The organism is Sphingomonas sp., assembly GCF_013816785.1.
Taxonomy (GTDB): Bacteria; Pseudomonadota; Alphaproteobacteria; order Sphingomonadales; family Sphingomonadaceae; genus Sphingomicrobium.
In genome coordinates, this window is sequence record NZ_JACDDV010000063.1 from 3,539 (window position 1) to 11,172 (window position 7,634).

The 7,634-nt window shown below is 65.7% G+C and carries 9 protein-coding genes; 6 read left to right on the forward strand and 3 right to left on the reverse strand.

Annotated features, from left to right (window positions below; all coding sequences use genetic code 11):
* Window positions 1–340: 340 nt before the first annotated feature.
* On the forward strand, window positions 341–1,012 hold the full coding sequence (locus H0W65_RS11020; RefSeq protein WP_294007581.1) for a Crp/Fnr family transcriptional regulator: 672 nt from the start codon (window positions 341–343) through the stop codon (window positions 1,010–1,012).
* A gap of 101 nt (window positions 1,013–1,113) precedes the next feature.
* Here H0W65_RS11020 and yghU read toward each other — a convergent pair whose 3' ends face one another.
* The 3 genes from yghU to H0W65_RS11035 all read right to left on the reverse strand — a co-directional run bounded on the left by yghU (window position 1,114) and on the right by H0W65_RS11035 (window position 3,337).
* Entirely contained in the window at window positions 1,114–1,956 is an 843-nt protein-coding gene (gene yghU, locus H0W65_RS11025; protein ID WP_294007582.1) for a glutathione-dependent disulfide-bond oxidoreductase, read from the reverse strand.
* Between the two features lie 65 nt (window positions 1,957–2,021).
* Complete coding sequence (gene crcB, locus H0W65_RS11030; protein WP_294007584.1) at window positions 2,022–2,384, reverse strand: fluoride efflux transporter CrcB; 363 nt, start codon at window positions 2,382–2,384, stop codon at window positions 2,022–2,024.
* A complete protein-coding gene (locus tag H0W65_RS11035; protein ID WP_294007586.1) occupies window positions 2,381–3,337 on the reverse strand; it encodes a DUF808 domain-containing protein in 957 nt (318 codons plus the stop codon). The genes crcB and H0W65_RS11035 overlap by 4 nt, the downstream gene beginning before the upstream one ends.
* Window positions 3,338–3,418: 81 nt before the next feature.
* On the opposite strand from H0W65_RS11035, the gene H0W65_RS11040 reads away from it, so the two are divergent.
* The 5 genes from H0W65_RS11040 to H0W65_RS11060 all read left to right on the forward strand — a co-directional run bounded on the left by H0W65_RS11040 (window position 3,419) and on the right by H0W65_RS11060 (window position 7,580).
* The gene (locus H0W65_RS11040) at window positions 3,419–3,856 is read left to right on the forward strand and encodes a nuclear transport factor 2 family protein (RefSeq protein WP_294007588.1); all 438 of its coding nucleotides are present in this window, start codon (window positions 3,419–3,421) and stop codon (window positions 3,854–3,856) included.
* Window positions 3,857–4,015: 159 nt separating this feature from the next.
* Window positions 4,016–5,278 (forward strand): serine--tRNA ligase, encoded by a 1,263-nt coding sequence (serS, locus tag H0W65_RS11045; protein WP_294007590.1) that lies wholly within the window; start codon window positions 4,016–4,018, stop codon window positions 5,276–5,278.
* Complete coding sequence (locus H0W65_RS11050; protein WP_294007592.1) at window positions 5,265–5,963, forward strand: alpha/beta fold hydrolase; 699 nt, start codon at window positions 5,265–5,267, stop codon at window positions 5,961–5,963. The genes serS and H0W65_RS11050 overlap by 14 nt, the downstream gene beginning before the upstream one ends.
* A 49-nt stretch (window positions 5,964–6,012) precedes the next feature.
* Complete coding sequence (locus H0W65_RS11055) at window positions 6,013–6,762, forward strand: alpha/beta hydrolase (protein ID WP_294007594.1); 750 nt, start codon at window positions 6,013–6,015, stop codon at window positions 6,760–6,762.
* 170 nt (window positions 6,763–6,932) lie between these two features.
* Complete coding sequence (locus tag H0W65_RS11060; RefSeq protein WP_294007596.1) at window positions 6,933–7,580, forward strand: hypothetical protein; 648 nt, start codon at window positions 6,933–6,935, stop codon at window positions 7,578–7,580.
* The last annotated feature ends 54 nt before the right edge of the window (window positions 7,581–7,634 follow it).

A 7,634-nucleotide genomic window follows, 5' to 3' on the forward strand; every position in this document is an offset into this window, starting at 1 on the left:
GTGCAATATGCTTTCCGCCAACATGAGAGCTGCCTGGCCATGGGCATCGGGCTCAAGAACCAGGGGCACCACGACGTCATCATTATCAAAGGTTTTTTGGGCCATAGATGCCACCTGTGAGCTGCAGGGGGGAGCAATCATACTCCCGGCCGATGGCGCCTGGAAAATATTGCCATCGATGGCATCTTGTTACAGAAGAATTTGCACTGACGCGATAACACTGGTTTATTCGCAATGATAATGAGTCGGCTCGCCAATGCGGGACGAGTCGCTGCGATGGGGGGTCAGTTTGACTAACGCCCTTATTGAAAAACTCCGCGGTTATGCACCGCTTTCCGATATGGATATCCAGTCGCTTTGCGACTTGTGCCACAACGCCCGCAACCTGCCAGCAGCTCATGACCTGATCAGGGAAGGAGATGCGCCCGGCCCGCTATTCGTCGTGCTGGAGGGATGGGCTTGCCGTTATAAATTGCTTCCGGACGGCGCCCGCCAGATCATCGCGTTCATGATGCCCGGGGATTTTTGCGACTTGCACGTCGGGATCCTGGCGGAGATGGACCACAGTATCGCAACCCTGACCCCGGCCAGGATTGCCTTCATCCCTCGGCCGGAAATCGAACGGTTAATCGACTCCCGGCCAAGCTTGAGCAAGGCGTTTTGGTGGACGCAACTGGTTGACGGCGGAGTGTTGCGGGCAACAATCGTAAGCATGGGCCGGCGGACGAGCGTCGAACGCGTCGCCCATCTCCTTTGCGAGCTTTATTTTCGAATGCATCACATGGGGCTGGGCGACGAACATAGCTGCATCATGCCGTTTTCTCAGATTGTGCTTGCCGATGCCGTCGGATTGACTCCGGTCCACACCAACCGGGTGATCAAGAGGCTACGCGCGGCCAAGGCACTCGAGTTGGGTCCAGGAATGATTACCATCGCGAATATCTCAAAGCTTGCCGCGATCGCCGGGTTTGACGACAACTACCTCCATTACCGACTGAAGAAATACGCCTAGGCATCGGTTCGCCTCGGCCCCCATTACACCCAGTTCAGAATTGCCGTCGAACTGCCCGCGGCGTCTGTGCCAGGCGCTGATGGCCATAGTCCACGCCGCCCTTAGTCCAGATCCGCGGCGGAGTGGCGTTCGGGGACGAAATCCGGGTTGTCCTCGGTCGGTTTGCGGTTGACGCGGCGGCCGCGCTGGACGGCGGGGCGGGCGGCGATGCGGTCGACCCAGCCGCGGAAATGCTTGTAATCGGCAAGGCCGAGGAAGGTGGCGGCGTCGCCATAAGCCTGGCCGAGCGCCACCGCGCCGTACCACGGCCAGATCGCCATGTCGGCGATGCTGTAATCGCTGCCGGCCATATAGGGGTTGTCGGCCAGATGGCGGTCGAGAACGTCGTACTGGCGCTTCACTTCCATCGCGTAGCGGTCGATCGGATATTCATATTTTTCGGGGGCGTAGGCGTAGAAATGGCCGAAGCCACCGCCGAGGAACGGGGCGCTGCCCATCTGCCAGAACAGCCAGCCGAGCGCCGCGGTGCGGGCGGCGGGATCGGTGGGCAAGAAGGCGCCGAACTTCTCGGCGAGGTAGAGCAGGATGGCGCCGCTTTCGAACAGGCGCTGCGGGCGAGCGGGGTCGCTGCGGTCGAGCAGGGCGGGGATTTTGCTGTTGGGGTTGAGCGCGACGAAGCCGCTGCCAAACTGGTCGCCCTCGGAGATGTCGATCAGCCAGGCGTCATATTCGGCGCCCGCGTGGCCCGCGGCGAGCAATTCCTCGAGCATGATCGAGACTTTGACCCCGTTGGGGGTGCCGAGCGAATAGAGTTGGAGCGGATGGTCGCCGACCGGAAGCTCTTTTTCGTGCCTCGCGCCGGCCGTGGGGCGGTTGATGTTGGCGAACTGGCCGCCGCTGGGCTTGTTCCAGGTCCACACTTTGGGCGGGGTATAATCGGTCATGCTTGCGGCTCCTTCGCGTCGCGGATGGCGAGATAGGTAGCGACGTGCAACCGATCAAGGGGCCGTTATCGAGTGAGGGCCAGTCCGGCGGCGATGGCGGCGAGGCTTACAACGACGCTGCCCAACACATAGGCGGCGGCAAGGGCTGGCTGGCCGCGCTGCCACAAGGTCAGCGCGTCGAGGCTGAAGGCGGAGAAAGTGGTAAAGCCGCCGAGCAGCCCGGTAACGAGGAGCAGGCGCATCGGCTGGCCGTTCTCGAACGCGGCGAACAGACCCACAAAAAGCCCGATGGCGAAGCTGCCGACGACGTTCACAATCAACGTGCCCCATGGGAAGGTGGCGCCCCATAGCAGGAGCGAGGCGCGGCCGACGAGCCAACGCAACACCGCGCCCAATCCGCCGCCGAGAAACACCAGCGCGGCGTTCATTGGGCATCGACCACATATTTTTCGGGATGGCTGGTGAACTGCCGCACGACGATGACGATCGCCCCGCCGATGACCAGGCCGAGGACCGAGGCGGCGATGGCCCCCGCGAACCAGGCGACGACCGCGTCGAAATAGCCGAAGTCGCGCGAAATCTCGTCGGCGAGGTCGTGGATGGCGTGGGGCACGGCCTCGAACCCCAATTCCTCGATGCCGTGGAGCAATATGCCGCCGCCGACCCACAGCATCGCCGCGGTGCCGATGGCCGCGAGCGATTTCAGAAGCTTGGGCACCATGCGGACGAGGAAGCGGCCGATCGCCCGGGTCGCGCCTCCGCGCCGTTCGGCCATGTGCAGGCCGATGTCATCCAGTTTTACGATGATCGCGACGACGCCATAAACGCCGGCGGTGATCGCGACCGCAACCAGCGCGAGCGCGGCGGCCTGCTGCCCGATCGAGAGATCGCCGAGCTCGGCCAGGGCGATCGCCATGATTTCGGCCGACAGGATGAAGTCGGTACGGACCGCGCCCGCGACCTGGCGCTTTTCGAGCTCGTCCGGTGTGTCCGCCTCGGCCAGCTCAGCTTCGGCATGATGATCGCCGAGCACCACCTCGAGGATTTTCTCGGTCGCCTCGAACGCCAGATAGGAACCGCCGATCATCAGCAGCGGGGTAACCAGGAACGGCGCGAAGGCCGACAACAGCAGCGCTGCGGGTAGCAGGATCAGCAATTTGTTGCGCAGGGAGCCGAGCGTGATCTTCCAGATGATCGGCAGCTCGCGGTCAGGGCTCAGGCCGTGGACGTAGCGCGGGGTCACCGCGGTATCGTCGATCACCACCCCAACCGCCTTGGACCCGGCCTTGGCGGTCGCGCCGACGACGTCGTCGAGGCTGGCCGAGGCGAGCTTGGCGATCATCGCGACATCGTCGAGCAGCGCTATGAGGCCGGACGGCATGGATTCCCCCTGTTGAGGCGCCCTGCCTAGCCAAAGGCGAGCACGCTTGCCAGCGCCCCGAAGATCGGTAGGAAAGCAGGAATGAAAACAGCATTTCTCCTCGCCGCGATCGGGATCGCCGCATCGCCCGCCGTCGCTTCGCCTTCGAGCGATCACGCCTCACTGATTGCCGCCGCCGACGCGTTCGACGCCGCGCAGATCGCCAAGGACGGGCCGCGAATCGCGCGGGCGCTGCGTGACGATCTCGTCTACATCGAGGGCTCGGGGAAACGCCTCGGCAAAAACGACTTCGTCGCCGGCTGGACCGCGCCGGGCGACCGCTTCGATCCGCTCAAGCTGATCGACCGGACGGTAACCATGCTGGGCGGCGACGCGGGTGTGGTGGGGGCCGAGGTGAATTTATGCGGGACGTCGGGCGGCGAGCGTTTCTGCAGTCGCATCCGCTATGCCGACACGTTCGTCAGGGTGGGCAGGAAATGGCGCGTGGCGCATATCCAGGTGACGCGGATCAAGCAGTGAGGTTGCTCCTCCCCCTTGATGGGGGAGGCGGGGTGGGGGTGACGCCAATGAAGTGCGCGCCCTTTCCGGAGACATCACCCCACCCCAACCCCTCCCCATCAAGGGGAGGGGCCAAGGCTGCGCTTGCCAGCACAAGCGCTTTGTCGCAGGTGCCGCACCATGTTGAGCATCGATTTCATCAAGGCCAACCGGGCCGAGGTTGAGCGGGCGATCCGCGACAAGGGGGTGGCCGTCGACCTCGAGGCAGTGCTGACGCTCGACGGCGAGGTGCGGGCGGCGAAGACCGAGATCGAGACGCTGCGCGCCAGCCGCAACGCGATCAGCGCGCGGTTCAAGGACGCCTCACCCGAGGAGCGCGCGACGCTGGGCGCGGAGGCAAAGGCGGCGGGGGCCAAGGCGGGCGAGCTGGAAGGCGGTCTGGCCGCGAAGGAGGCGGCGCTTAAGGATTTGCTGCTGCGGCTGCCAGGCATTCCGTGGGAAGGCGCGCCGGTCGGACCCGACGAGGACAGCAATGTCGTCGTCCGTACCGAAGGCAAAAGGCCGCGGTTTGATTTCGACCCGATCGACCATGTCGCGCTGATCGAAAAGAACGATTGGGCCGACTTGTCGCGGATCGTCCAGGTGTCGGGCAGCCGGACCTATTGCCTGAAAGGGCGGCTGGCCCTGCTCGAGACCAAGCTGATGGGCTGGGCGCTGGAACAGGTCGCGGGCGCAGGCTTCACGCCGATCACGGTGCCGGCGATCGTGCGCGAACAGGCGTTTTTGAACCAGGGTCAGTTTCCGGGTCATCGCGAAGAGACTTACGAACTGCCCAATGACGACGCCTGGCTCGCCGGGACCGCCGAGGTCGCGCTGACTTCGCTTCATTCGGGCGAAATATTGGACGGCGCCAAGCTACCGATCCTCTACGCCGGCCTGTCGCCCTGTTTCCGCCGCGAGGCCGGCAGCGCCGGACGCGACGTGCGCGGGTTGCTGCGCGTCCACCAGTTTTTGAAGGTCGAAGCCTATGTCATTTGCGAGGCGGACGATGCGGTGTCGGCCGAATGGCATGCGAAGCTGCTGGGCATCGCCGAGCAACTGCTGACGCTGATGGAAATCCCCTATCAGGTGGTTGAGACGTCGACCGGCGACATGGGCCTGGGCAAGTTTCGCATGAACGACATCGAAAGCTGGGTGCCGAGCCTGGAGAAGTATCGCGAGACCCACAGCTGCTCGACCTTGCACGATTGGCAGGCGCGGCGGGCCAACCTTCGCTACCGCGACGCCGACGGCAAGGTGCGGTTCGCGCACACGCTCAACAACACCGCGCTGGCGTCCCCACGCATCCTTGTGCCGCTGCTCGAAAATCTTCAGACCGAAGACGGGCGGGTGCGGTTGCCCGAAGCGATCCGGCCGCTGATGGGCGGGGATGAATATCTCTGACCGGGACGAACTGCCCCCGCCGAGCTGGCGGCGGATGAGCGAGGCGGCGTGGCTCGCCTCGCGGGTGTGGCGCGGGGTCGGGCATCTGGGCCCGCGCGGGCCGGAGGGCGGTTCGCCGGCGCTGGTCATTCCCGGCTTCATCGCCAACGACCGCACGACCATGGAACTGCGCCGCGCGCTGGCCGAGGGCGGGTGGCGGGTGCACCCGTGGGACCAAGGCTGGAACATGGGCGCGCGCAGCGACACGGTCGAGCGATTGAAGCAACGGATCGATGCGATTGCGCCTGACGCGCCGGTGCTGCTGGTCGGATGGAGCCTGGGCGGGGTGTTCGCCCGCGAGATGGCGCGGGCTCATCCGGAGCGGGTGAAGGCGGTGGTGACGCTGGGTTCGCCGTTCAGCGGCGACCCGCACTCGAACAATGTCTGGCGGCTCTACGAATGGATCGCGGGCCATCCGGTCGACGCCCCTCCGATCGAACACCACCCGGACAAGCCGCCGGTGCCGACGCTGGCGATCTGGTCGCGGCAGGACGGGATTGTCTCCCCGCGTGCAGCGCGCGGCCTGGCCCATGAAAGCGACAAGGCGGTTGAGTTTGAGTGCGGCCATATGGCGTTCGGCGTGTCGCGGCGGACCGCCAAGGCAGTGGTGCGCGAAATCGACAGTTTTCTGAAAAGCGCCCCCTGACCCGCACCGATTCTTGTTCCGGCAACGAAAACGCCCCATTTTCATGGACATGAAGTGGGAACCCACCCCCGCACCCCTCGGCCCGGCGACGGGCAGGGACGAGGTGTCGCCCGACGACCTGCCGCCGTCGGCCTGGTTCGGGTGGAGCGAAGTCGCCTGGCATATACCGCGGCTGCTCGCCGGATTGGGACCGCTGGGGCCGCGCGGGCCGGAGAACGGGCCGCCGGTGCTGGTCATCCCTGGCTTTCTCGCCAGCGACCGGACGACGATGGATCTACGCCGTGCCTTGGCCCGGGCCGGATGGCGCGCGCACCCATGGCTGCTGGGCACCAACCGCGGCGCCAAGAAGGACATGATGGAGGCGCTTGTCGGGCGGCTCGAGGGGATTTACGACGGGCGACCGATCCTGGTGGTGGGATGGAGCCTGGGCGGGATATTCGCGCGCGAACTGGCGTGCCGCTACCCCCAGATGATCCGCGGCGTGGTGACGCTGGGATCGCCCTTTTCGGGCGACCTCAAGACCAATACCAACGTCCGCGAACTGTACGAATGGGTCGCGGGGCACGACGTCAACCAGCCGCCGTTCGAGCGGTTCAACGCTAAGCCGCCGGTGCCGACGCTGGCGCTGTGGTCGCGCAAGGACGGGATCGTCGCGCCGAGCGCGGCGCGTGGGCAAGCGGGTGAGGTCGACAAATCGGTCGAGATCGACACCCGCCACATGGGCTTCGCCGTCCATCGCCCCGCGCTGAGCCGGGTGGTGCAAGAGATCCGGGTGTTTTTAGAAGAGGTGGAGAAATAATTCTTCCCCTGCGAGCGCAGCTCGCGGGGAGGAACTACCCGCCTTGACTCCAGCACAGGCGCCAGGCGATAAGAACAAAAGCAGAACAATAAGTTGCGAGTCGTGTGGCGGCAGGTCTTTCCCTGGTGGCCAGCGTTGGAAAACGCGTGGCCTTTGAACAGCCCCTTCCTATGGAAGCAGGCGAGCGGTGGCGCTTGCCCGGCGAACTTCCCGTGCCCGACCGGCCGACGCTCAGCGAGCTGTTCGCCGCTTCCCCGCGCGATGGCGGGGCGACCGGGTTTTTGCTCAGCCAACTGCCGCGCGAAAAACCGTGGCTGTGGGTGCAGGAGCGGATGGCGATCCTCGAGGGCGGTCGGATTTACCCGCCGGGGCTGCCCGTCAGCGACCTCATCCACGTCGAGGCGCGTGACGCCCGCGCCGCCTTGTGGGCGATGGAGGAGGGCCTTCGATGTTCGGCGCTAGGCGCGGTCATCGGCGAGCTGTGGGGCGATCCGGCGGCGCTCGACTTCACCGCGACGCGGCGGCTGGCGGTGGCCGCCGAGGCGCATGGGGTGGCGGCGTGGCTGCTGCGGCTGGGTGGAACCGCCAATTTGAGCGGGGCGCGGATGCGCTGGCGGGTGGCGAGCGGCCCGAGCTTGCCGCATCCGCTCGACCCCAAAGCGCCGGGCGCGGCGGCGTGGCAAGCCGAGCTGTTTCGCGCGCGGGGATTTGTGCCGGGGCGATGGAGCGTCAGCGATGAGCCGGCGGATCCTGTCGATCTGGCTGCCGGAGCTGGCGATCGAACGCTGGGCCAAGCTCGCGGGCGACGCTTCGCCTGACGCCAGGGTCGCGCTGGTCGCCGAGGCGGCGCATGGCCAGATCATCGTCGCCGC

Coding starts and splice junctions, on each gene's coding strand:
- H0W65_RS11040 (WP_294007588.1), top strand. CDS start 3,419: ATGAAAACAGCATTTCTCCTCGCCGCGATCGGGATCGCCGCATCGCCC.
- crcB (WP_294007584.1), bottom strand. CDS start 2,384: ATGAACGCCGCGCTGGTGTTTCTCGGCGGCGGATTGGGCGCGGTGTTG.
- H0W65_RS11020 (WP_294007581.1), top strand. CDS start 341: ATGGATATCCAGTCGCTTTGCGACTTGTGCCACAACGCCCGCAACCTG.
- yghU (WP_294007582.1), bottom strand. CDS start 1,956: ATGACCGATTATACCCCGCCCAAAGTGTGGACCTGGAACAAGCCCAGC.
- serS (WP_294007590.1), top strand. CDS start 4,016: ATGTTGAGCATCGATTTCATCAAGGCCAACCGGGCCGAGGTTGAGCGG.
- H0W65_RS11060 (WP_294007596.1), top strand. CDS start 6,933: ATGGAAGCAGGCGAGCGGTGGCGCTTGCCCGGCGAACTTCCCGTGCCC.
- H0W65_RS11055 (WP_294007594.1), top strand. CDS start 6,013: ATGAAGTGGGAACCCACCCCCGCACCCCTCGGCCCGGCGACGGGCAGG.
- H0W65_RS11050 (WP_294007592.1), top strand. CDS start 5,265: ATGAATATCTCTGACCGGGACGAACTGCCCCCGCCGAGCTGGCGGCGG.
- H0W65_RS11035 (WP_294007586.1), bottom strand. CDS start 3,337: ATGCCGTCCGGCCTCATAGCGCTGCTCGACGATGTCGCGATGATCGCC.